Below are 23,300 nucleotides of genomic sequence, written 5' to 3' on the forward strand. Positions count from 1 at the left end.
AACTGTCGATCCTAAACGAACGCTCATGCGCGGTCGGCCACGTGACTCGCGATGACCACCGCCGGGTGCGCTCGTCGCGGGGCGTCGAATTCGCTGTGAGATCTTCCGATCAAGGTTAGGACGCCCTAAGATGAAGACGTGAACATCTCCGAACCATTCGATTTCCCCGAGGCGGTCTCGGTCGTCGATCCCGAGGGCATCGACTGCGTACTGGCAGCGGGGGATGCATCTGACCTGCCGCAGCTCGGCGAGTGGCTGCGCGGCCTTCCCGAGACGGCGTACGGGCGCGTGTTCGTCGAGGTCTTCTCCGAGATCCAGATCGAGGATCTCCCGGCGCCGCCGAATGTCGGCGTGACCTGGTTGTGCCGCGAGCAGCGCGAGCAGAGCACCCGGCCCGGGCTCGGCCGACGACGCGGCGAGGCGCTCGCGGGCGCGGTGGATGCCTGGTTCGACGAGTGGCTGTGGGCCGATGGAGAGGCCGTGCGCAACATCCAGCTGTGGATGGGCGCCCGCACGAGCTCCGTCATGCAGACCTACTGGATGGGACTGGATCGTAGGCTCGAGAAGCGCTGGCCCGGCTACTGCGAGCGCGAATGCCGTTCGGAGTGCCAGCGCGGCGAGTAGCCCCGGTTGATCGGCGGCCCCGTGCCGCGCGGCTGCGTAGACTTGCACTATGGCGAAAGCGAATGAACGTAAGCATCGGATCGCGATAGTCGGCGGAGGCCCCGGGGGCTATGAAGCGGCACTCGCCGGAGCCCAGCTCGGGGCGGAAGTGATCCTGATCGAGCGAGCCGGTGTCGGCGGAGCTGCGGTGCTCACCGATGTCGTCCCGTCGAAGAGCCTCATCGCCACCGCGAGCGCGGCGCAGAGCGTGCGCGACTCCGGCAAGCTCGGCGTGCAGGCGTTCGTCCCCGGTGGCGACGGAAAGCCGGTCCGCCCGGAGATCGCCGTCAATCTCGCGGCGGTCAACAAGCGTCTCCTCGCCATGGCCGGGGCGCAATCAGTCGACATGCTGCGCTCGCTCGAAGACGCCGGCGTGCGCGTGGTGCAGGGCGAGGGGCGTCTCGACGGCCCGAACGCCGTCGTGATCTCGACGGCTGCGGGCGGGGGCGGCACTGATTTCGATCGCATCGAGGCCGACACCATCGTCGTCTCCGTCGGCTCGAGCCCGCGCGAACTCGATTCGGCGAAGCCGGACGGCGAGCGCATTCTGACGTGGAAGCAGCTCTACGATCTGCCGAGCGTGCCCGAGCACCTCGTCGTGGTCGGCTCGGGTGTGACCGGCGCCGAGTTCGCGAACGCCTACCGCACCCTCGGTTCGGAGGTGACGCTCGTCTCGAGCCGCGATCAGGTGCTTCCCGGCGAGGACCGCGACGCCGCGGGCGTGATCGAGCGCGAGTTCACCCGGCTGGGCATGCAGGTGATGTCGAAGTCGCGCGCCACCTCCGTCACCCGCACCGAGAACGGCGTGCTCGTCGAACTCGAAGACGGGCGCACCATCGAGGCGACGCACTGCCTCATGGCGGTCGGCTCGATCCCGAACACTGCGGGTCTCGGCCTCGCCGAGGCTGGCGTCTCGTTGACCGACAGCGGTCACATCCGTGTGAACAAGGTCGCGCGCACGAACGTGCCCTCGATCTACGCGGCGGGCGACTGCACCGACTTCTTCCCGCTCGCGTCGGTCGCGTCGATGCAGGGTCGCACGGCGATCATGCACGCGCTGGGCGACTTCGTGCGCCCCATCGATCTGCGCAACGTCGCCGCGAACGTCTTCACCTATCCCGAGATCGCGACGGTCGGGTGGAATGAGAATTCGCTCGCCGAGGCATCCGATGTCGCAAAAGCCATCTCGCACACCATTCCCCTGAGCGTGAACCCGCGGGCGAAGATGATCGGGTTCACCGACGGCTTCGTGAAGCTGTTCGCGTGGAAGGCGTCTGGCACCGTCATCGGCGGGGTGGTCGTCGCTCACCGCGCCAGCGAGCTGATCTTCCCGCTCGCGCTCGCCGTCGAGCACCGGCTCACCGTCGATCAGGTGGCCTCGGCCTTCGCCGTCTACCCGTCGATGACCGGCGCGATCACCGATGCGGCCCGCGCGCTGCACCAGCACTGATCGGGGCGCGCCATGACGCACGATATCTCACGGCGACGCCTGCTGAGCGGGGCCGCGGGGGTTCTCGGCGGGGCCGCCGCCGTGCTGCTCGCCGCGTGCGCTCCGGTGGGTTCGCCGGAGCCGGTGGCCTCGGATGACGACGTGCAGGCCGAGGTGACCGTCACGGTCTCTGACAACCGGTACGAGCCGGCCGAGGTCGAGATCGCCCCGGGTCAGGCGGTGCGGTGGGAGTTCGTCGGGCCGAACGAGCACGATGTCGTCGCTGAGGATCGCAGTTTCGTGAGCGAGCTCCTCGTCGAGGGCAGCTACACGCACCAGTTCTCTGAGGAGGGCGAGTACGCCTACCTCTGCTCGATTCACCCCGAGATGCAGGGCGTCGTCCGGGTCGTCGCGCCGTAGGGGCGGGAGCCGGGGGTCACCCGATCGCCCGCGGGTAGGGGGGCATCGTGACGAGCTCCGCGATCGCCGACCCTGCTCGGAACACCGACGCCTCGGCGAATGGGTGGCCGACGATCTGCACGCCGATCGGCACTCCCGACGGCGAGACTCCTGCGGGTACGGAGAGCACGGGCACCCGGTTCGCAATGTTGAACGGGCTGGTGAGGTGCGCCTCCCAGTAGTGCTCGAGGTGCCGGGTGGAGCCATCGCCATCGGGGACGTCGATGCCGTCGAGGTAATCGCCGTCGGCGTCGAGCATCTCCACGGCCTGCGTCGGGGTCAGCAGCACGTCGAGGCCGTGCATGGCCGCGGCGAGTTCGGCCTGCACCGCCGCGTCGAGCGCGAGCGAGTCGGGCAGGCTCACCCCGGCCGCGGCCCGCTCCGCGTCGGCGATGAACCGGCGAGTGTACGCGGCGAGTCGTGATTCGGTACCCGCGGTGAGCTGCGCCATCGCCGGCCCGAGAATGTGGCCGAAGTGAACGAACGCCGTGCGGCGCAACCGTTCGGTGGACCAGGGCAGCGCGACCTCGACGACGTCGGCGCCCGCAGCTTCCAAGGCCCGGGCTGCGCGCAGTGTCTGCACCCGGACCGAGGGAGCGACCGGATAGTCGCCCAGCGTCAGCGAGAGCCCCACGCGCAGCCCGCGGGCGCCCTCGGCGCCCCGGAGTGCTGCGATGAGCTCGCCATCGCCCTGGCGCCCCCAGGAGCCGTGGTCGGCGATGTGGCGGCCGCTCATCACCTCGGCGAGCAACGCAGCGTCGGCCACCGTGCGGGCCATGGGCCCGTCGCCGCGGTACCAATCGGCGGAGAGCGGTGGGATCGCGGGAATGCGGCCGTACGGGGCCTTGTATCCGACGGTGCCCGTGAACCCTGCCGGGATGCGGGTGCTCCCCGCGATGTCGGAGGCAGTGGCGAGCACCGCCATGCCGGCGGCGAGCGCCGCTCCGGCGCCACCAGACGAACCGCCGGGAGTGGCATCGAGGTTCCACGGGTTGCGCGTCACGCCCCACATGGGCGAGTGCGTCGTGGTCGCGCATGAGAACTCGGGCGAGGTCGTGCGACCGTGGATCACGCCTCCCGCGGCGAGGATCCGCTCAACCACGGGGTGGTGCGCGTCGGCGACGGCGCCGCGGCACGCTTCGAGGCCCTGCACGAGGGAGCGTCCCGCGATCCCGTGCTTCTCCTTCGTGGCGACGGGAACCCCGAGGAGCGGGGGGAGCGCCTCGCCCGGCGCCGCGGCCGCGTACGCCGCGTCAGCCGCTCGCGCCGCCTTCCGCGCGGAGTCGGCGAGCACCTCGGTGAAGGCGTTGACGCCGCCGTGCGTCGCGTCGCCGTTCACCTCCTCGATGCGGGCGAGCGTCGCCTCGAGCAGCTCGCTCGGCGTGAGGTCGCCGCTGATGAAGCGTCGCCTCGCGGTGTGCGCGTCGATGTATGCGAGATCGAGATCTCGGCCGAGAGCGGTCGGTGCCATGGTCGTGCTCCGTCCACTCACGCGTTCGCAGGCGCGGAGGCCGGGGCCGCGACGAGCTCCGCCTGCAGCGCTCCGTGCACCAGTCGCCAGCCGACCTCGGCCAGCATTGCGACGCCGTCGATCATGTCTTCGTCCCGGGTGTACTCGCGCTCGCAGTGGCTGACGCCGTCGACCGATGGGATGAAGAGCATCACCGTCGGTGCGATGCGGTTCATCGCGACCGAGTCGTGCCCGGCCATGGTGCGGATGCGGCGGGCGCCGAGCCCGAGTTCGGCGGCGGCGGCTTCGGCGAGTGCCAGGCCGGATTCCGGGTAGTGCTGGTTGTCGCGCACATCGAAGTCGCGGGCGGTGATCCTCAGACCGTAGGCGTCGGCGATATCGGCGATGTCGGCGAGCAGACGGTCGCGTGCGGCGAGCACCACGTCGGCGTCGTCGGCTCGGAGGTCGGCGACCAGGTGCACTCGGCGGGCCACGACGATGGGGGAGTTCGGCTCCAGAGTCAATTGCCCCACCGAGGACACGAGGGTTTCCGGCTCGAAGTGCTCGGTGACCTCGTGCACTTTGGCGATCACCTTCGCGGCCCCCAGCAGCGCATCGTGTCGATCCGCCATGGCGGTCGCACCGGTGTGCGACTGCTCTCCGAGCACTTCGACGTCGAGCTTCTGCGTGTACCAGCTGCGATCCACCGCTCCGATGGGAATGCCGTCGCGCTCGAGAATGCGGCCCTGCTCGATGTGGATCTCCGCGTACGATGCGATCTCTGGTCGCGCATCGGTGCCGAGGTAGCCGATGCCGGCGAGCGCCTCGCGCACCGACGTGCCCCCGAGATCCCGCACCTCGAGCATCTCGTCTTCGCGCTTGATGCCGGCGAAGACGGAGCTCCCCATGATGGACGGGGCGAAACGTCCGCCTTCTTCGTTGAACCAGTTGACCACGGCGACGTTGTAAGCGGGGCCGGTGGAACCGGCTGCCGGGGAGGCTGCGGCCCGGTCCGCGATCCGCGCCGCTGCGTGCAGGCCCGCGATGACGCCGTACGCGCCGTCGAACCGGCCTCCGAGGGGCTGGGAGTCGAGGTGCGACCCCAGGAGCACGTAGGGCGCTCCGGGGACGAGCTCGACGAGCGCGAACTGGTTGCCGATGCCGTCGACGCGGGTCTCCCAGCCGCGGCGCTCGGCGAAGGCGCGGAACCACTCGCGGGTCTCGCGGTCGGCGGGGGTCGCGGCTTGGCGGTCGACGCCGTTCGCCGGCGTCGCGCCGATCCGGGAAACGGCGTGAAAATCTTCGAGGAACGCGGTGTCGGTCATCGGGCAACTCCTGTCGCGGGCTTCCGCTTCAGCGGGTGGGTTTCGGGAATTCGTGTGAGCACGAGCACGAGGAACACGATGGCGGCGGCCGCCGCCATGTAGATGCCAGGGCTCGCGCCGAATCCGGTGGTCTCGACCAGCCACGTGCCGATGAACGGCGCGGTGCCGCCGAAGATGGCGTAGCCGACGTTGTAGCTCACGGCCGCCGACGTGAAGCGCGTGCGGGTCGTGAAGATCTCGACGAAGAAGGTGTAGCACCCGCCGCCGTAGACGCAGACGGCGCCGACGAACAGGAACTGGCCGAGAATCGCGAGGGGCAGTGATCCTGACGTCACGAGCATGAACGCAGGCACGGCGATCACGGCGATGATGGCGGCTCCGGCGATCAGCATCGGCTTGCGGCCGACGCGGTCGCCGATGATCCCGCCCACCGGAAGGAGCAGCGCGTAGAGCAGCATCGCAGCGGCATTGGCGAGCAACGAGCTCTCGCGAGAGAGGTCGCCGGCCGTCTGCACGTACGAGACGAAGTAGCCGGAGAGGAAGTAGAACCCCATCGCGGTGAGGCCCATGACCATGATGACCTGGAGCATCTTCAGCCAGTTCTCGCGGAACGCGTCGCGGATGGGAGTCAGTCGTTCCTCGCTCTGCTGCTGCTCGGCCTGCACCTCTTTGAACGCCTCCGACTCGTCCGTGCGCGACCGGATCCAGAGCCCGAACGCCGCGAGCGGCAGCGCGAGCAGGAACGGCACTCGCCAGCCCCATCCTTCGAACGCGTCGGCCGGCAGGCTCTGCGACAGGGTCAAGATCAGCGCCCCGCCGATGACGGAGGGCAGCGCGGTCGCTGCGAGGGTGATGTTGAGCCACAGCCCGCGGCGATGCTTCGGGGCGTGCTCGAAGACGAACGCTGGCGCACCGACCGATTCGCCGCCCGCCGAGAACCCCTGCAGCAGTCGGCAGAGTACGAGCAGGATCGGCGCGGCGACACCGATCTGCGCGTAGGTGGGCAGGAGGCCGATGCCGGCGGTGGCGACGCCGATGGTCAGCAGGGTGATGTAGAGCACCGGGCGTCGTCCGTAGCGATCACCGATGGCTCCGAAGAACAGGCCGCCGAGCGGGCGGATGAAGAACGCGACCCCGAAGGCCGCGAACGTCGAGAGCAGGCCGACGGCGGGGTTGTCGCTCGGGAAGAACAGGGTCGCGAGCGTGAGCGCGGACAGGCCGTAGAGACTGAAATCGTAGAACTCGATGAACTGGCCGACGCTGCCGGCGAGCAGCACGCGGAGGCGCTTCTTGTCGAGCTGCCGGCGTTCCGCGACGGGAAGGGGGCCGGTCGGCAGATTGACCGGGTCGGTCGGGGGCAGGGCGGTGGCGTGTTCTGATGCGCGCTCGGTCGCGACGGGGCGTGCTGGGTCGGAATTCAGCGTCATTGCGTCCTCCATGGATGTCCCGGCCGGGTCAGTTCGCCGCAGTGTGGGTGACCGGGTGCCCCAATCCTCGAAGACCGAGCAAGCCGCGTCTAATGGGAAGTTTCGTTGCCGCCGATCGACGGAGTCGATGTCTGCGCACGACCCTGGTAGATATCCCGGCACACTTCGATGAAGGCCTGGGCCTTGCGCGTCGAGGAGATGTCGCGTCGCTGCACCAGCGAGACTTCGGTGGGAGGAAACTCGTCGGAGAGCCGGAGCGGGACGACGCGTTTGCCCGAGTACGTCAGGCTCTGGTCGAGCCACTGGTTCAGGATCGAGTACCCGTGACCGCGGGCGACGTACGAGCGCACGGTTTCGTATCCGAGCGAGACGTGCCTGATGCGCGGTTCGAGGCCGAGCTGCCTGAAGAGGCGCAGGTAGTAGTCGCCGGTGTGCGGCAGATTGAGGAGGATGAAGGGATCTGCGGCGAACTCGCGCAGGCTAACGACGGATCGCCCCGCGAGCGCCTGCGCTCGCGCTTCGGGCACGATGACGTGCGGCGGCACACGGTCGATGACGGTGCGCGCGAATCGGTCGTCCACGCCGAGGTCGTACATCAGCGCCACCTCGCAGCGGCCGTCGTGCAGCGCCTCCTGCAGGCTGCCCTGGTCGCCCTCGAAGAAGGTGAGCTGCACTTCGGGGTACGCGGCCTCGAACCGGTCGAGAATCTCGGGGGCTCGAAACGGGGCGAGCGGAGCGTAGATGCCGACCGTCAGCTCGCCGGAGAGCGCTTCGCTCGCCGAACGCACGGACGTCGCGAGCATCTCGGCTTCCTCGAGGAGGGCGGGGCCGCGAGCGAGCAGCGCCCGCCCGGCCGGCGTCAGCTGCAGCCCGCGCCCTCGGTCGCGCGTGAAGAGCTCGACGGCGAGCTCGCGCTCGAGCTGCGAGATGGCGCTCGACAGCGTCGACTGCGTCACGCTCAGCTCGGAGGCCGCCGCCGTCATGTTCTCGAGGCGCGCGACCGCGCTGAAATAGGAGAGCTGCACCAGTGTGAACGCCGTTGTCATGTTCCCATGATCGCAGCGAACGATTTCAGCGCGGTTGCGGTCGAGCGGACGCTCGGGTGCGCGACGGCGGTCAGGCTCGCTGGAAGACCGCCAGCGACTCGAAGTGATGCGTGTGCGGGAAGATGTCGAAGGCCCGGAGTCCGGTCAGTTCGTAGCCGGCGTCGCGCAAAGATCTCGTGTCGCGGGCGAGGGACACGGGGTCGCAGGCCACGTAGACGATGTTCATCGGTGAGAGTTCGACGAGCTGTGCGGTCACGCCGTTGCCCGCGCCGGAGCGGGGCGGGTCGAGCACGACGGTTCCGCGCCGCAGGCGATCTCGCACCGGTGCTGACGCCTTCAGCAGGTCCGCGAGGTGCCGATCGACCCTGGCCGTGTGCGCGAGTGCGCCGACGAGGGATGACAGATTCTCTGCAGCATCCTCGGTCGCGGCGGCATCCGACTCGACCGTTGCGATCTTCACACCGGTTCCAGCGGCCTCGGCAACGGCAGCGGCGAGCAGCCCCGCACCGCCGTACAGGTCGAGGTTGCCGGCTCCCGGCTCGAATCGACCGTCGGCGATGAGATCGGAGACGGCATCGCGCACGGCCGTGAAGAGCACCGCCGGTGCCGCGCGGTGCACCTGCCAGAACCCTCCGGCGCGCACGAGGAATCCGCGATCCTCCACCCACTCGTGGATCGGATCGCTCGCGCCGGAGCGCTGCCTCTCCCCGCTGAGCGTGAGGAGCATGCGCGGATCGTCGCCCGACGGGTCGACGAGGTCGACGGTCTCGACGCCCGGCATGAGGTCGGCGAGCGGCGCGATCTGGTTGACGCCGTCGGTGGCGAGCGGCAGGGACTCGACGGGGATCACGCGACGGCTGCGTGCAGCGTACGGGCCGACGGCCCCGGTCTCGGGATCCACGTGCAAGCGCACGCGCGTGCGATAGCCGAGACCCGTATCGGCCTCTGGTTCGTCGGTCTCTTCGTCGATGAACGACGGGGGCGGTTCGACGATCTCGGCGAGTGCGCTGGCCAGATCATCGTCGCCCTCGGTCGCGAACTCGACGCCGCCGAAGCGGCTCATCGCATCCGCGAGGACTTCGGCTTTGAGTGATCGTTGGCGTTCGAGCGAGATGTGGCCGAACTCCGCGCCGCCTGCGCGATCCTCTGGAGCTCGGGAGATCGAGGCTTCGGCCCAGATGTGCTCACGGCGATCGGCTGAGGCGTCGAGCACCTCCACGGCCGTCGCGCGAGCGAACGACTTCTTCTTCGCGTCGGTCACGAGGGCCCGGACGCGTTCGCCCGGGATGGCGTCAGCCACGAAGACGACGCGACCCTCATGACGCGCGACACCGACACCGCCGTGAGCGATGCCGGTAACGACGAGGTCGACCTCTGCGCCGGGTTCGAGCGGGGCTGAGCTGTGCAATGCAGTCATGCCTTCATTCTCCCATTGCGCGAGGCCGACCTCGTGCCGCGGCGCGTGCGCGCCGCCATGCTGCGGCGGAATTACGCCGCGCGGTTGCCCTTGCGACCGGTGATCAGGCCCCAGATCAGCAGCACGACGATTGCGCCGCCGATTGCGACCAGCCAGGTCTCGATTGAGAAGAACTCACCGAGGTCAGCGCCGAAGAGCAGGCTTCCGAGCCAGCCTCCGACGAGTGCGCCGATGACGCCCAGGATAAGGGTGGCAATCCAGCCGCCGCCCTGACGACCCGGCAGGATGGCCTTCGCGATAGCCCCTGCGATCAGCCCAAGCAGCAAAAATCCGAGGAAACCCATGAGAACTCCTTCCGTTCACGGGGAGGCACGGTGCATCCCCATGAGCACAAGGTACGTCGTTTCCGGGCGCATCGAATAGGGGGTTGTCGTCGCCGAAGGTGCTGGTGTAGCGCGCGCACGTATATCAGCCCTCGGGTCCGCTCCCACGCGGCGCCTCGGGCTTCCAGCGGCCGATTCCTTCCTCTCTCCGCAGTGTATGCAGGGGATCTGAGTGTGTACAGTGCGTATCTCGGGAATTGGCAGGGCGCCTTGGCGATCCCCTACGCGACGGCCATCGGCGGTGGTGAGCCCACCGGGCGGGCCACGGCTCGCGTCGCGGATGCAACCGGCGCGAGCTCTAAACTGCAGGGCATGCGTCTCTATCTCGCGTCCACCTCACCCGCCCGACTCTCCGTGCTCCGCGGCGCGGGCATCGAGCCGGTGTGCTTCGCCCCCGACGTCGATGAGGAGGCCGAGGTCGCCGCCCGCGAGGCGGAACTGGGCAGGGCGCTCACGGCCCCCGAGCTCACCGAGCACCTGGGCCGGCTCAAGGCCGAGGACGTGGTGCGCCGTCACGGGCCCGACGGCACGGGCGAGATCGACGGCCTCGTGCTCGGGGGCGATTCGATGTTCTTGCTCGACGACGAGATCCTCGGGAAGCCGCACCGGCCAGAAGTCGCGCTCGCACGGTCGAAGCAGCATCGCGGACGCACCGGCGTGCTCTATTCGGGGCACTGGCTCATCGACTGCACCGCGGGGGCGACGAGAGCCGCGGCCGGCGCAGTCGACACGGCGACGGTGACACTCGCGAGCGACCTCGCCGATGCCGAGCTCGAAGCCTATGTCGCCACGGGAGAACCGCTCGAACTCGCAGGCGGCTTCGCGATCGACGGCCTCGCCGGAGCATTCATCGAGCGCATCGAAGGGGCTCCGAGCTGCGTGATCGGGCTCTCGCTCCCGGCGCTGCGCCGGCTCGTCATCGAACTCGGGCACGAATACCCCGGCCTGTGGCGCGACTGAGGCGGTCGCGCTCGGTTAGTCGCTGCGCGCGAGCAGCGCGACGGTGAGCGCCGCGATCGTCGTGCCGTCGGCGAGATCGACGCCGAGCAGCTCTTCGATGAGCGCGAGGCGCTGGTAGAAGACGGATCGCGATAACCTCGCGCGCTGCGCGGCGAGCGAGCGATTCGTCGGGTGCGCGAGATACGCCCGCAGCACGAGCAGGAGATCGCCGCTGTGCCCGGGCCCGGAGCCGGAATCATGCGCGATGACGGGGCCGAGGGCTTCGGAGGCGAACTCCTGCACCTCCGGCGTCGCCGACAGTCCGCGCACGAGGTAGGCGAGCGCCTGCCGTTCGGCCTGCTGCACGGTGACTCTGCCGGCCGCAGCCGTCGGTCTCAGACGCCCGGCGGCCCGCACGCGTTCGAGCGACGTGATGAGCGAGCGGACGCCTCGGCCGGACGCGCCGAGACCGAGGTGCGCGCGCCACCCCGGGGGCGTCGGGGAAGGGATGAGCATGTCGAGTTCGCGCGCCAGCCGAACGGCGAGCGGCGGTGCGGATCCCGACTCGGCGACAGCTGAGATGCGGGGGTCGTCGGCGGGAAACGAGAGGAGCGCGAGCAGCGGAGTGCGATCGTGTTCGCCTGCGGAGGCGCGGGAACCAGCAGAGGGCGCCGCGTCGTCGGTCGGATCGGGGACGAGGATCACGCGGCCCTCCGGGGCGACCGCGCGTCGCAGCGCCGTCTCGAGCACGGCGCGTTCGAGCGAGGAGTGACCGCCGAAATCCTCGGTGCCGCGCAGAGTCGCGCCGAGCAGCACTCGCCCGTCGATCGGGAGACCGGCAGCCGCGAGCTGCGTCGCGAGTTCGGTGTCACTGCGGTAGCGACCGTTGAGGAGAGCGTCGAAGAGGCGCTTGGAGCTCAATCGCAACCACTGCTCCCCGTCGGGGTCGGCGAGCTTGCCGAGCGCGAGCGCGAACGCTCCGAGTTCGAGCACGGTGCGTCGACCGGCTGCGTGCGGCGGTCCGGGGAGTGCGGAGAGGCGGCCCCACCGCTTTCCCTGCGCCTCGACGGCGACGGAATCGGCGCCCGCGGGCAGCGCGTCCGGACGCGTCGCGGCCCACGGGGCGAGCGCCGCCTGGGGGAGGAGTTCGCCCCCGGCCCAGGCGACCACGCGGCCAGCGGAATCCTCGAGCACGACCGGAGCGTCGAGGGTCTCGGCGAGACGCTCGACGACGTAATCGACCGGGCTGCGATTCAAGCCGAGCTCCGTGAGCATCGTGTGCACATCCGCGCGCGCCGCGAGCGCTTCCGTCTGCGCCGCGAGCACGCGTTGATGCACGCGCTGCGTGATCTGCACGAATCGCACTTCGCGGCGCAGCACGATCAGCGGGATGGCGTGGCGCTCGCACGCGCTCGCGAGCTCGGCCGGCGCGGCGTCGAAGTGGGCTCCGAGTTCGAGGATGGCGGCTGCCGGGTCGGCCGCGACCACCGACCGGGCGAGACCGTCGAGTGCGTCGTGATCCGTCGGCCATCCGGCCCCGGTCGTGAGGATCAGCTCGCCGCCCTCCAGCAGTGCGATGGCGCCGGCGCCGGCGACGACGTGCGCCCAGCGAATCGAGCGATCGAGCCCTGCGCGGCCCGCGACGAGCTCGGGGGCGCCGGCCTGCAGCTCGGGAAGCGCGAGCGCATCCGCGACCGTCACCGGGGTCGCGTCCGTCCGTGTCTCTGTCATATCGAACAGATTGTACGGGAGCGAGCGAAATCGTGGATGGAATGCGGTCGATCACGATGAGCGGTGCTGTCACACTGGGTCGTGGCGGAGTCCTGGATTCCGAACAGATTGCCCGGAACGCGGTGATCACTCACACAGCGGCACACGCGGACGCGAGTGCACTCAGCAGAAAGCAGGCGAACGCATGGCACGCATCCCCCACGTCATCGGCGGCGAAAAGGTCGACACCGCGGAGCGCACCCAGCCGGTGTACAACCCGGCGACGGGTGAAGCGCAGCACGACCTGAGCATCGCGTCGGTCGAGACCGTCGAGCAGGCCATCGCAGCGGCGCAGGAAGCGCTGCCGAAGTGGCGCCGGACGAGCCTCACGAAGCGCGCAGACGTCTTCTTCAACCTGCGTCAGCTGCTCAAGCAGCGCACCCCGGAACTGGCTGCGATCGTCACCAGCGAGCACGGCAAGGTGCTCTCGGACGCTGCGGGCGAGATCGCGCGCGGCCTCGAGAACGTCGAGTTCGCATCGGGGCTGCTCCACCTGCTCAAGGGCGAGCGCGACGAGCAGGTCTCGACCGGCGTCGACGTGCACTCCATCAAGCAGCCCGTAGGCGTCGTCGCAGCGATCACCCCCTTCAACTTCCCGGTCATGGTGCCGCTCTGGATGATCGCGAGCGCCATCGCCTGCGGCAACACCGTCGTGCTGAAGCCCTCCGAGCGCGACCCCTCGGCCTCGGTCTTCATCGCGGATCTCTTCCGCGAGGCCGGCCTGCCGGACGGTGTGCTCAACGTGGTCCACGGCGACAAGGTCGCGGTCGACACCCTGCTCGACAGCAGCGACGTGAAGGCCGTCTCCTTCGTGGGCTCCACCCCCATCGCCAAGTACATCTACGAGCGCGCAGCCGCCAACGGCAAGCGCGTGCAGGCGCTGGGCGGTGCGAAGAACCACATGCTCGTCATGCCCGACGCGGACATCAACGTCACCGCAGACGCCGCGATCTCCGCGGCGTACGGTTCCGCCGGCGAGCGCTGCATGGCGGTCTCGGTCGTCGTCGCGGTCGGCGACGTGGCGGATCGCCTCATCCCCGAGCTCACCAGCCGCATCGCGAACCTCACGATCGGCAACGGCACGGATCCCGCATCTGAAATGGGACCCCTCATCACCCGCGAGGCCAAGGAGCGCGTCGAGGGATACGTCGCCGGAGCAGAGGCCGAGGGGGCGACCGTCGTCGTCGACGGCCGTCAGGCGCAGTTCGAGGGCGACGGATTCTTCACCGGCGTCTCGCTGATCGACCACGTCAAGACCGACAGCAAGGTGTACCTCGAGGAGATCTTCGGGCCGGTGCTCGCCATCGTGCGCGTCGACAGCTACGAGGAGGGCCTCGAGCTCATCAACTCGCACCAGTTCGGCAACGGCACCGCGATCTTCACCCGCGACGGCGGTGCCGCTCGTCAGTTCGAGTTCGAGGTCGAGGCCGGCATGGTCGGCATCAACGTGCCGATTCCGGTTCCCGTCGGCGCCTTCTCCTTCGGCGGCTGGAAGGACTCGCTCTTCGGCGACTCGCACATCTACGGCCCCGAGTCGATCAACTTCTACACGCGCTCGAAGGTCGTCACCACGCGCTGGCCGAACCCCGACCAGTCGAAGATCGACCTCGGCTTCCCGAGCAACCACTAAGGAGCGGTTCTTCATGAGCGACTACATCGACCTCAACGGCGCCGAGCAGAGCTTCGGCGACACCGAGGCGCAGCGCGAGGTGCGCGAGAACGATCGCCAGTACGTCTTCCACTCGTGGTCGGCGCAGGGCGCGATCAACCCGCTGCCGATCGCGAAGGGCGAGGGCGTCCGGTTCTGGGACTACGACGGCACCGAATACCTCGACTTCTCGTCGCAGCTCGTCAACCTGAACCTCGGCCACCAGCACCCGGGGCTCGTCAAGGCGATCCAGGATCAGGCCGGCCGCCTCGCGACCATCCAGCCAGCCATGGCGAACGACGTGCGCGGCGAGCTCGCCAAGCGCATCGTCGAGCACTCCTTCGAGGGCGCCCGGTCGGTGTTCTTCACCAACGGCGGCGCTGATGCTGTGGAGTACGCAGTGCGCATGGCCCGCCACCACACGGGGCGCCAGAAGGTGCTCGCCCGGTACCGGTCGTACCACGGGTCGACGTCGACGGCGATCACGCTGACGGGCGAGCCGCGCCGCTGGGCGAACGGCACGCTCGACGCCGGCGTCGTCCACTTCCACGGGCCCTACCCCTACCGATCGGTCTTCTACTCGGAGACGCCGGAGCAGGAGACGGAGCGGGCGCTCGCGCACCTGCGTGCGACGATCGAGCTCGAGGGGCCCGCGACCATCGCGGCGATCATCCTCGAGAGCGTGACCGGCACGAACGGCATCCTCATCCCGACGCCCGGCTACCTCGCGGGCGTGCGCGCCCTCTGCGACGAGTTCGGCATCCTGCTCATCGCCGATGAGGTCATGGCCGGTTTCGGTCGCACGGGCCACTGGTTCGCCTTCCAGGCGTTCGACGTGCACCCCGACCTCGTGACCTTCGCGAAGGGCGTGAACTCGGGCTACGTGCCGCTGGGCGGCGTCGTCATCTCGGAGGCCGTGCACCAGACCTTCGACCAGAAGCCGTTCCCCGGCGGGCTCACCTACAGCGGACACCCGCTGGGCGCGGCTGCCGGCGTCGCGACCTTCGACATCTTCGAGGATGAGGGCATTCTCGAGCGCGTGCGCGACCTCGGAGAGCGCGTCGTCGGGCCCCGCCTGCGCGAGATCGCGGAGAAGCATCCCTCGGTCGGTGAAGTGCGCGGCACCGGGCTGTTCTGGGCGATCGAGCTGGTGAAGGATCCCGACACCCGCGAACCGCTCATCCCGTTCAACGCGGCGGGTGAGGCGGCCGCTCCGTTCAACGCGGTGGTCGCGGCGTGCAAGCAGGCTGGTCTCTGGCCGTTCGCGGCGGGCAACCGACTGCAGGTGGCTCCTCCGCTGATCATCTCGGAGGAAGATCTCGTGAAGGGTCTCGACATCATCGACGAGGCGCTGAACGTGGCCGACGGGTACGTCGGCGAGTAATTCGAAACAGCAGCGCCCGCCGCCCCGACCGGGGCGGCGGGCGCTGCTGCGTGCGGGCTCTCGTAGCGCCGCGCTGCTCAGCGAGCCCGCGCTGCCGCGATCGCGGTGACCTCGACGAGCATCTCCGGCCGTGCAAGCGCGGCGACCCCCACGAGGCAGCGCACCGGGCGGGCGCCCTCCGGCATCATCTCTCGGTAGACGGCGTTGAACGCATCGCGGTTCGCCGGGATGTCGCACAGGTGGATGGTGAGGTGGGCGATGAGGTCGAGCCCGGATCCGACCGCGGCGAGCTTGGCCTCGAGGCGCGCGAGTACGCGCCGGCTCTGCGCGTCGATGTCCCCGGCGACCTCCCCGTTCGCGTCGACGGGAATCGCGGTGGTGAAGGCGAGATCCCCGATGACCGTCGTTTGAGCGGAGAGCGCCGCCCCCGTGTCTTCGGGAATGCGGATGAGAGGTGCTGCTGCTGTGGTCACGATGCTCCTTGCTGGTGGGATGTCAGAACGCGGTTCCGGGATTCATGAGCGAGTGCGGATCGAGTGCCAGTTTGATGCTGCGGTGCATCTCCATGACGTCTTCGCCGAGGTCGAGCGCTGCGTACGCGCGCTTCAGCGAGCCAATGCCGTGCTCGCCGGAGACGGTGCCGCCGAGCGACAGCACCGTGTCGACGATCGCTGCCATCGCCGTCTGCAATCGCTCGCGCGCCTCGTCGTGATCCGCGTCGCCGACTTCGTCGACGAGCAGTACGTGCAGGTTCCCGTCTCCGAGGTGGGCTGCGATCCTGCTGCCGGTGCGTTCGAACCCCGAGGCGATCGAGCGGATGCCGGCCACGGCTTCCGCCAGGCGGGGGAGCGGCACGGAGACGTCCTGCGGCAGAACGGGCCGGGCGCCCGATGCGCTGACGAGCGCCTCGGCCGTCGGAGGGGTGCCTGCGGAACGCACGGCTGATCCTCCGCGGCGCACCGAGAGCACGCCGTCGAGATCGTCCGGCGACACCGTGTGCGTGCGTGCGCCGGCGGCTGCGAGCAGGTCCATGAGCGCTGCGTGCTCCGTTTCGACGGCCGAGCCGTCCACCTCGATCATGAGCAGCGTCGGGTCGGCGCCCCACTCCGAGACCGGGCCGAGCAGCGGTGAGAGGGGCCCGGTGTCTCGCGCCAGGAGCGCGCCCGCGTCGAGCAGCTCGCACATGCTCGGCGTCAGGGTGTCGAGCACGCGGCCCGCGAGGGCGATCGCTTCGTTCGCCGAGCCGAGGGCTGCGAGCGCGAGGCGGGATTCGACGGGGATCGGGCAGAAGGTGATGCCGACGCCGACGATGACGCCGAGCGTGCCCTCCGAGCCGATCATGAGGTGCGTGAGGTCCAGGCCGGTGACGTCCTTGATGACGCGATGCCCTACAGTGACGAGCCGCCCGTCTGCGAGCACGACGTCGAGTGAGCGGATCCACCGCTCGGTCACCCCGTACTTCACGCACCGCAAGCCGCCCGCATTGGTCGCCACAGTGCCCCCGAGTGTCGCTCGGGAGACGCTTGCTGGGTCGGGAGGGTAGAACATGCCGTGCGGTGCGAGCATCTCGCCGACTTCTGCAACGGTGAGCCCCGGACCGAGGTGCGCGTAGCGGCCGGCGATGTCGAGCTCGTGGATGGAGCGGATGCCGGAGACGTCGATCACGAGGGGTGGCACGACCGGGACGGCGCCGCCGACGAGCCCGGTTCTGCCGCCCCGTGGAACCACGGGAAGACCGTGCCGAGCGGCGAGGGCGACCGCCGTCTGGACCTCTGCGGCGCAGCGGGCTTCGACCACGAGACTGGCGGGCGCCGACGTGATCGGCGACTCGTCTCCGAGCTCCTCGATGGTTGCGGCGATCCGTGCACGGGAGCCGAGCTCTGGCGCGTGCGAGGTGATCGCATCGAGCAGGCGCGCGAGCACCGCATGAGCTGCTGCGGTGGCGTGCATCGTCGGCTTCTCCCCGTTCTCCTTGGCATCGGATGCATCGCATGCTAGCATCGCCCGTATTGCAGAACAAGATGGCGTCTGTTCATACAAGACAGTAGCCACCGAGCCCGAGGAAGTGCATGAAGAACCGTCAGGTCGAGACCCGTGGCCGCGCAGCCGAGATCGTCATGAACCCGCGCCGCCTGGGGGCGCTGCAGCCGGGCCGCTTGAGCGCGGCGCGCAGTCTGTACGCGAAGATGATCCGGGAGCACTGGCGCATCGAGCTCGTCTCGGCCGACATCGATCGCGTCGGCTCCGGCCGCGTGCTCTACCGCATCGAAGCCGATGGTCACGTGATGCACGTCGTGGCGTTCTCGGAAGAGCCCCAGATGGTGGACCGGAGCCCGCGCATCATCGGCTCGAGCTGGGACATCGTCGGAGCGCTCATCGACGGAGAGGTGAGCGACGCCGAGCTGGAGGACACCCGCACGGCGATTCCGCGGCTCTACGCCGGGCGGGCGACACCCGAGACGCTCGTCTGGTTCCGCGCCAACCGCAGCATCCGCGTATTCGATCACGTCGTCGAAGCACTGGCGGCGGGGCAGCAGCCCGACGTCGACCGCATCGCCGAGGTCGGGTACCTGCTGCGCAACACCGGACTCGACGGCAACGGCACCTTCGGCACGAAGGACTTCCAGAACTACGGCCCCGAGCACCCGCTGGCGATCCCGTACTCCGCGCAGCTCTTCACCGCGTACATGATGCGCGAGATCTCCCTCGACCTGGTGAACCTCATCGCCCGCGCTCGCAGTGCGGAGTCTGTCGAAGCGGACGTCACGACGCGGGGAAGCCTCGCGGTCGGCAACGGTTCGGCGCTCGGGCTCGTTCTCCTCACGATGAATCGTCCGCAGCTGGTGAATGCGTGGATCAGCGGCTACGAGGGCCTGCTGGCCGACGTGCTCGAGCAGCGCATCACCCCGGACGTCTTCGCACGAGTCGACGAGCTGCTGCGCGAGGCGATCACCTTCAAAGAGCAGGATCGCACGGACTACGGCGTCTTCCCGTCGGGAGAGGCGGTCGCGGTCGATCTCGCCCTCATCCGACGCATGCTGCGCAAAGCGGAGGGCGCGCATGCCGCCGGAATCGCCATGACACTCGGCGAAGTGTCGCGGTCGATTCCGACCACCGTGACCCCGGACGCGCAGGAGATGTTCCATTCCCTCCTTCTCGAGCTCGCGCCCGTCGAGCAGGTGATCGAGGCGACCCGCGCGCTCATCGTCGACGAGCGCAAGCAGGCCGACCCGACGGCCACCGTCGCCGACCTCTCCGCGCAGATATCGCGCGGCTACGCGTGGGTCTCGGAGTTCGCGGTCGCTCCGCACGAAGATCGCTCCCGCATCTGGTACAAATCCCGCAACTCGGAGGAACCGCGCAGCGGCCCGGTCGCGGAGGTGCCCGACCGCACGAACGATCTTGCGATCGACCTGATCGGCGGCGTTCGCGAGTTGCAGCACGCGCTGAGCGACGCGGCACCGAGCGAGCGGATCGGGCGATTCCTCGCGAGGTACCCGCAGCTCGGCCAGATCGTCGGCTACGTGCAGGCGACGGCCGACCTGCCCTATGCGACGCCGCACATGGACGTGCGCGACGACCGATTCGTGCCCGCCTACATCATCCGGCTCTTCAACGCGTTCTGCTACGGACTCGATAAGACCCGCGACGTGCACCAGCGCAATCTCCGCGGTCTGATCTTCGAGAACGCCCACTTCAGCAGAGATCTCGGTCTCGAGGCACGTGACTGGCGTTGGGCGGTCAGCGCATGAACGCGGAGGCCGGCGAGACGCAGGGACGCCAGAAGGCCGGCACTCCGGTGCTGCAGACGGGGATGAAGATGCTCGCCGCGATCGACATGCTCTCCAAATCGGAGGACGGGACCACGGTCTCCGTCTTCGCCGAGCGGATGGGGTGGGCGCGCGCCGCCGCGCATCAGTATCTGCAGACGGCCGTCGCGGCGGGATGGGCGTTTCAAGATGAGAGCGCCATGTACCATCTGAGCCTGCACGTGGCCGAGCTCGCGACGAAGGTGAACCCGGCGAAGGAGCTGAGGCCGGTGCTGCTGCCCGTCATGCAGGAGGCGGTCGCCGAGCTCGGCGCCCCCGTCTCATTCGCCGTGATGGAGCAGAGCAGCCCGGTGATCGTCGAGCGCGTCGAACCGGTCCGCGCGAAGTTCATCAGGCGCGGGTACGAGGCCAGGGTCTCCCCGAGGTCGTCCGCCTCCGGCCAGGTGCTGCTCGGATTCTCGGACGACGTCTACCGGGCGGTCGCCCGCGAGGCGGAAGTGCTCGACGATTCGGTGTACGAGCGCGTCAGACGACAGGGGTACGCGATCGTGCACTCCGAGTGGCTCGGCGATCTCATCACCGCCGTAGCGGTTCCCATCATGAAGGGCGGTGCGTGCGTCGGGGCGCTGAGCGTGATCACGGAGCAGGGGATCCTGCCAGACGACACCCTCATCACGACGATGCAGCGCGCTGCGAAGCGCATCAACAACGACCTCGCCGCGTAGCGGAGCAGCGAATAAGGAGAATGGCAGCAGTGGCTCTCGAAGTACAACAACGAAGTGTTCTCTCGGCCTTCGCTCACGACGATCCGGATACCCTCCCGAACACGGACCACATTCCGGCGCGCATCCGAATGTCTCGCCGCGAGCTCTCGCTGATCGTCGAGCGACTGATCATGGCGCTCGACTGCCCGCAGGGGATGTGGCCCGGCGTGCGCGATTTCGTGCTCGAAACGATCGCGGTCACCGGCGCTGCAGGGGTCGACGAATTCGAACGCGCCATCGCGGCTCGTGAACCGGGGCGCTCCTGGCTGAGCGCTCGTCTCACCCCGGACGGCATCGACGCCGGCGGTGAGAGCCTGCTGCTCTCCGGGGACGTGATCGTGAATGCGCTCCTCGCCTCGGCCGCCGACGATCCGGCGAAGCCCTTCGTCGTGACGGGCCTCGCATCGGTGATCGGGCATGCCGGGCTCGAGGTGCGAGCGCGCTATCACGGGTATGCGCTGACCTCGCAGGCCGACCATGACGCAGGCACCCTTCGCGTCTTGATCGAGCGCTGCGACGCCGACCGCGACGCCGACGTCGTCCAGCTTCTGCGCGACGGCGTCGAGGTCTCGGGCGAGCAGTGGTGGCGCATCTACCAGCCGTCCAACTTCGCGCTGAGCGTCGAGTCCGAGCTTTCGCGCACGCACACCGGAGTGAGCGAAACGCTCCTCCACTATTCGGTCTGAACCCCGGGGGGAACCATGAATGTCGATAGTTTGATCTGCTCCCGGCTCGACCGCCGGGGCATCGAAGAGATCCGGGCGGGCGGTGTCGACGCGGTCACCGTGACCTGCGGATTCTGGGAGGACGCCATCGAATCCCTCGATGCGGTCGTCTCCTGGCGCGAGCTGGCCGAGGCGAACAGCGACATCGCGCAGATCGTCGCGAGTGCAGCGGACATGCGCGAGGCCAGGGCCGCGGGGCGTCTCGGCATCGTCCTCGGATTCCAGAACAGCTCTTTCCTGCAGGGGCGCCTCGGGTTCGTCGAGGTGTTCGCCGACCTGGGTGTGCGTGTCGCGCAGCTGACCTACAACATTCAGAACGACATTGGGGGGAGCTGCTACGACCCGCACGACTCGGGCCTCAGCCGCTTCGGTGCGGAGGTCGTCGGCGAGATGAACCGAACCGGAATGGTCATCGACCTCTCGCACGTCGGCAACCGCACCTCGCTCGACGCCGTGCACGCTTCGAGCATGCCGGTCGCCGTGACGCACGCGAACATCTTCGAACTCGTGGAGCACCCGCGCAACAAGCCGCTCGAAGTGCTCCGGCCGCTCGTCGAGCGCGGCGGGGTCATCGGTCTCACGACGTACCACAACCTCACGCGGGGTCGGATCGCGACTCCGGAGCTGTGGTCCGAGATGGTGGCGCGTTCCATCGATCTGCTCGGACTCACCGCCGTCGGCATCGGGACCGATGCGAACCAGCGCGGCACCGACGAGTACCGGGAATGGATGCGCCGCGGCCGCTGGAGCCGTCAGCCGCAACTGGGAGCATCGCCGCCGCCGGGGGTGGCGCCGTCCGAGCGCCCCGACTGGTTCAGCGGCCCGCAGGATTTCGGCCGTCTCGGAGCCGCCCTCGAAGCACGCGGGCTCGGCCGGGAGGAGCGCGAACTCGTGCTCGGAGGCAACTGGATGAATTTCTACACCCGGGTCATCGATGACGTCCGGGAGAGGCAGATGGGAGGGGTCGCATGAGTGCGTCACTAGCAGAGCGGACACGACTGGGGGGAGTGAGCGTCGAGGGCGTATCGAAGATCTTCCGACGGAAGCGTCTCGAGATCCATGCGCTCTCCGAGACCAGCGCCGAGTTCAAGCAGGGCGAGTTCGTCTCGCTCATCGGGCCGAGCGGATGCGGCAAGTCGACGCTGCTGAAGCTCATCGCCGGTCTCGACTCCCCGTCGAGCGGTGAGGTGCGCGTCGGCGGAGAGGTCGTTTCGGGTACCCTCCCGACGGCGAGCGTCGCATTCCAGAAGCCGACCCTGCTGTCCTGGCGGAATGTGACCGACAACATTCTGCTGCCGATCGAGATCCGGGGCGGACGGCCGACGAAGGCCGACCGCGCGTACGCGTCGGAACTGATCGAGATGATGGGGCTCCAGGATTTCGCGTCGCACTACCCCCGCGAGCTCTCGGGAGGGATGGAGCAGCGCGCCGCGATCGCGCGATCGCTGATCACCCGCCCCGAGCTGCTGCTCATGGATGAACCGTTCGGCGCGCTCGACGAGTTCACACGGGAAGACCTCAACGAAGAGCTGCTCCGGCTCTGGGGAGCCGAACCGAAGACCGTGATCTTCGTCACGCACAGCATCTCGGAAGCGGTGTTCCTCTCCGACCGGATCGTCGTGATGTCTGCGCGCCCCGGTCGCATCGTCGACGTCATCGACGTCGACCTCCCGAGGCCGCGCTCCGCGCGAACGAGGACCTCTCCCGAATTCAACGAACTCGTCAGGCGGGGCCGCGTGAGCCTCGAAGCCGCGAAGGCGGCCGGCGGACCGGCGAACGATGCAGAAGCAGGTGGCAAGTCATGAGTGCGACGAAGACGGAACTGATGCCCGTGCTCTCGGGCGACGAGGTGCGCAAGACGACCGGCCGCGAGGCGACCCTGCGGAGCGCCCTCGCCTCGACGAATGTGCGCGCGGTGATCATCGTGCTCGTGATCTTCGGGGGCGGCTTCTGGCTCTGGAATCTGAGCACCGAACGCGGCTGGGTGTCGCCCCTGCTGCTGGCTCCGCCGGAGGCGGTCGGAGAGGCCCTCGGGCGCATGTTCTCGGACGGCACGATCTGGACGAACCTCGCGGCGACGGCGCAGATCACGATCCTCGGACTGACGATCGCCATCGTCCTCGCGCTGCTGATCAGCTTTCTCTTCGTCTTCTCTGAGTCGTTGCGCAAAGCCGTCTACCCGATGCTCATCATCATCCAGACGTTCCCGAAGGTCGCGATCGCCCCGCTGATCATCGCGGGCTTCGGATACGGCACGACACCGAAGGTGATCCTCGCCGCGCTCATGGCCTTCTTCCCGATTCTCGTGAATGCGCTGGTCGGCATGACGAACATCAACGGCGACCAGGTGAACCTCTTCCGGTCGGTCGGAGCGTCGAAGTGGCAGGTGATCCGCAAACTGCGCATCCCGAACGCGATCAGCTACCTGCTCCCGGCGCTCAACAGCGCCGCGGTGCTCGCGCTCATCGGCACGATCGTCGCCGAGTTCGTCTCCGCGCGCGAAGGAATGGGATTCGCGATTCAGGCGGCCGTGCAGACCGGCTCGGTCGGCACGACGTTCGCGCTGCTCTTCGTGCTCGGATGCTTCGGCGTCGCGATCTGGCTCACCATGGCGGCGCTCAACTTCCTTCTGCGCAAGTACCAGCGATAAGCGCAGGCTCTCTGCACCACTTCGATCCACAGGCAATGTAGCCATCTCATA

At 68.7% G+C, this 23,300-nt stretch carries 21 protein-coding genes; 12 read left to right on the forward strand and 9 right to left on the reverse strand.

Annotated elements, in window-relative coordinates; translation table 11 throughout:
- The first annotated feature begins 138 nt into the window (after nucleotides 1-138).
- From JSQ98_RS12940 to JSQ98_RS12950, 3 genes are read left to right on the forward strand one after another with little or no spacing between them, the layout of a single operon-like run.
- Nucleotides 139-624, forward strand: coding sequence for an SIP domain-containing protein (locus JSQ98_RS12940; RefSeq protein ID WP_090146592.1), 486 nt, complete (start codon nucleotides 139-141; stop codon nucleotides 622-624).
- A 49-nt stretch (nucleotides 625-673) separates the two neighbouring features.
- Entirely contained in the window at nucleotides 674-2,113 is a 1,440-nt protein-coding gene (locus JSQ98_RS12945; RefSeq protein WP_090146593.1) for an NAD(P)H-quinone dehydrogenase, read from the forward strand.
- Between the two features lie 12 nt (nucleotides 2,114-2,125).
- Nucleotides 2,126-2,512 (forward strand): cupredoxin domain-containing protein, encoded by a 387-nt coding sequence (locus JSQ98_RS12950; RefSeq protein ID WP_211650037.1) that lies wholly within the window; start codon nucleotides 2,126-2,128, stop codon nucleotides 2,510-2,512.
- Between the two features lie 16 nt (nucleotides 2,513-2,528).
- Here JSQ98_RS12950 and JSQ98_RS12955 read toward each other — a convergent pair whose 3' ends face one another.
- The 6 genes from JSQ98_RS12955 to JSQ98_RS12980 all read right to left on the reverse strand — a co-directional run bounded on the left by JSQ98_RS12955 (nucleotide 2,529) and on the right by JSQ98_RS12980 (nucleotide 9,560).
- Complete coding sequence (locus JSQ98_RS12955) at nucleotides 2,529-4,022, reverse strand: amidase (RefSeq protein WP_211650038.1); 1,494 nt, start codon at nucleotides 4,020-4,022, stop codon at nucleotides 2,529-2,531.
- A gap of 17 nt (nucleotides 4,023-4,039) precedes the next feature.
- A complete protein-coding gene (locus JSQ98_RS12960) occupies nucleotides 4,040-5,326 on the reverse strand; it encodes a M20 family metallo-hydrolase (RefSeq protein WP_200330157.1) in 1,287 nt (428 codons plus the stop codon).
- Nucleotides 5,323-6,753, reverse strand: a complete 1,431-nt coding sequence (locus JSQ98_RS12965; protein WP_090146597.1) for an MFS transporter — start codon at nucleotides 6,751-6,753, stop codon at nucleotides 5,323-5,325. Before JSQ98_RS12965 ends, JSQ98_RS12960 begins: the two co-directional genes overlap by 4 nt.
- Nucleotides 6,754-6,842: 89 nt before the next feature.
- Nucleotides 6,843-7,799 carry a LysR family transcriptional regulator gene (locus JSQ98_RS12970; RefSeq protein ID WP_090146598.1) on the reverse strand — a complete coding sequence of 319 codons (957 nt, stop codon included), beginning with the start codon at nucleotides 7,797-7,799 and terminating at the stop codon, nucleotides 6,843-6,845.
- Between the two features lie 70 nt (nucleotides 7,800-7,869).
- Entirely contained in the window at nucleotides 7,870-9,216 is a 1,347-nt protein-coding gene (locus JSQ98_RS12975) for a class I SAM-dependent RNA methyltransferase (protein WP_211650039.1), read from the reverse strand.
- Nucleotides 9,217-9,287: 71 nt separating this feature from the next.
- Nucleotides 9,288-9,560, reverse strand: coding sequence for a GlsB/YeaQ/YmgE family stress response membrane protein (locus tag JSQ98_RS12980; protein WP_090146600.1), 273 nt, complete (start codon nucleotides 9,558-9,560; stop codon nucleotides 9,288-9,290).
- 351 nt (nucleotides 9,561-9,911) lie between these two features.
- Between JSQ98_RS12980 and JSQ98_RS12985 the strand changes: the two genes are divergently transcribed.
- The gene (locus tag JSQ98_RS12985; protein WP_211650040.1) at nucleotides 9,912-10,559 is read left to right on the forward strand and encodes a Maf family protein; all 648 of its coding nucleotides are present in this window, start codon (nucleotides 9,912-9,914) and stop codon (nucleotides 10,557-10,559) included.
- 15 nt (nucleotides 10,560-10,574) lie between these two features.
- Here JSQ98_RS12985 and JSQ98_RS12990 read toward each other — a convergent pair whose 3' ends face one another.
- A complete protein-coding gene (locus tag JSQ98_RS12990; RefSeq protein ID WP_211650042.1) occupies nucleotides 10,575-12,269 on the reverse strand; it encodes a PucR family transcriptional regulator in 1,695 nt (564 codons plus the stop codon).
- 184 nt (nucleotides 12,270-12,453) lie between these two features.
- Here JSQ98_RS12990 and JSQ98_RS12995 point away from each other — a divergent pair, with 184 nt between their 5' ends.
- Together JSQ98_RS12995 and JSQ98_RS13000 are read left to right on the forward strand one after the other, a co-directional pair.
- Nucleotides 12,454-13,938 (forward strand): CoA-acylating methylmalonate-semialdehyde dehydrogenase, encoded by a 1,485-nt coding sequence (locus tag JSQ98_RS12995; protein ID WP_211650044.1) that lies wholly within the window; start codon nucleotides 12,454-12,456, stop codon nucleotides 13,936-13,938.
- A gap of 13 nt (nucleotides 13,939-13,951) precedes the next feature.
- Nucleotides 13,952-15,340, forward strand: coding sequence for an aspartate aminotransferase family protein (locus JSQ98_RS13000; protein ID WP_211650046.1), 1,389 nt, complete (start codon nucleotides 13,952-13,954; stop codon nucleotides 15,338-15,340).
- Between the two features lie 77 nt (nucleotides 15,341-15,417).
- Here the strand turns inward: JSQ98_RS13000 and JSQ98_RS13005 are convergent, their stop codons facing one another.
- Both JSQ98_RS13005 and JSQ98_RS13010 read right to left on the reverse strand, forming a co-directional pair.
- Nucleotides 15,418-15,813 (reverse strand): RidA family protein, encoded by a 396-nt coding sequence (locus JSQ98_RS13005; protein WP_211650048.1) that lies wholly within the window; start codon nucleotides 15,811-15,813, stop codon nucleotides 15,418-15,420.
- A gap of 22 nt (nucleotides 15,814-15,835) precedes the next feature.
- Nucleotides 15,836-17,290: an FAD-binding oxidoreductase gene (locus tag JSQ98_RS13010; protein WP_211650049.1), complete on the reverse strand. Its 1,455-nt coding sequence runs from the start codon at nucleotides 17,288-17,290 to the stop codon at nucleotides 15,836-15,838.
- 119 nt (nucleotides 17,291-17,409) lie between these two features.
- Between JSQ98_RS13010 and JSQ98_RS13015 the strand changes: the two genes are divergently transcribed.
- The 6 genes from JSQ98_RS13015 to JSQ98_RS13040 are packed head-to-tail and all read left to right on the forward strand — an operon-like array spanning nucleotide 17,410 to nucleotide 23,249.
- On the forward strand, nucleotides 17,410-19,092 hold the full coding sequence (locus JSQ98_RS13015; RefSeq protein ID WP_211650050.1) for a hypothetical protein: 1,683 nt from the start codon (nucleotides 17,410-17,412) through the stop codon (nucleotides 19,090-19,092).
- A complete protein-coding gene (locus JSQ98_RS13020) occupies nucleotides 19,089-19,835 on the forward strand; it encodes an IclR family transcriptional regulator (RefSeq protein WP_090146613.1) in 747 nt (248 codons plus the stop codon). The genes JSQ98_RS13015 and JSQ98_RS13020 overlap by 4 nt, the downstream gene beginning before the upstream one ends.
- A gap of 29 nt (nucleotides 19,836-19,864) precedes the next feature.
- The gene (locus JSQ98_RS13025) at nucleotides 19,865-20,560 is read left to right on the forward strand and encodes a hypothetical protein (protein WP_211650051.1); all 696 of its coding nucleotides are present in this window, start codon (nucleotides 19,865-19,867) and stop codon (nucleotides 20,558-20,560) included.
- A 15-nt stretch (nucleotides 20,561-20,575) separates the two neighbouring features.
- On the forward strand, nucleotides 20,576-21,571 hold the full coding sequence (locus JSQ98_RS13030; protein WP_211650052.1) for a dipeptidase: 996 nt from the start codon (nucleotides 20,576-20,578) through the stop codon (nucleotides 21,569-21,571).
- A complete protein-coding gene (locus JSQ98_RS13035) occupies nucleotides 21,568-22,404 on the forward strand; it encodes an ABC transporter ATP-binding protein (protein WP_090146619.1) in 837 nt (278 codons plus the stop codon). Before JSQ98_RS13030 ends, JSQ98_RS13035 begins: the two co-directional genes overlap by 4 nt.
- Nucleotides 22,401-23,249: an ABC transporter permease gene (locus JSQ98_RS13040; protein ID WP_211650053.1), complete on the forward strand. Its 849-nt coding sequence runs from the start codon at nucleotides 22,401-22,403 to the stop codon at nucleotides 23,247-23,249. Before JSQ98_RS13035 ends, JSQ98_RS13040 begins: the two co-directional genes overlap by 4 nt.
- Nucleotides 23,250-23,300 lie beyond the last annotated feature (51 nt).

The sequence above is a fragment of the Leucobacter manosquensis genome (genome assembly GCF_018304845.1).
GTDB classification, from domain to species: Bacteria; Actinomycetota; Actinomycetes; order Actinomycetales; family Microbacteriaceae; genus Leucobacter; species Leucobacter alluvii.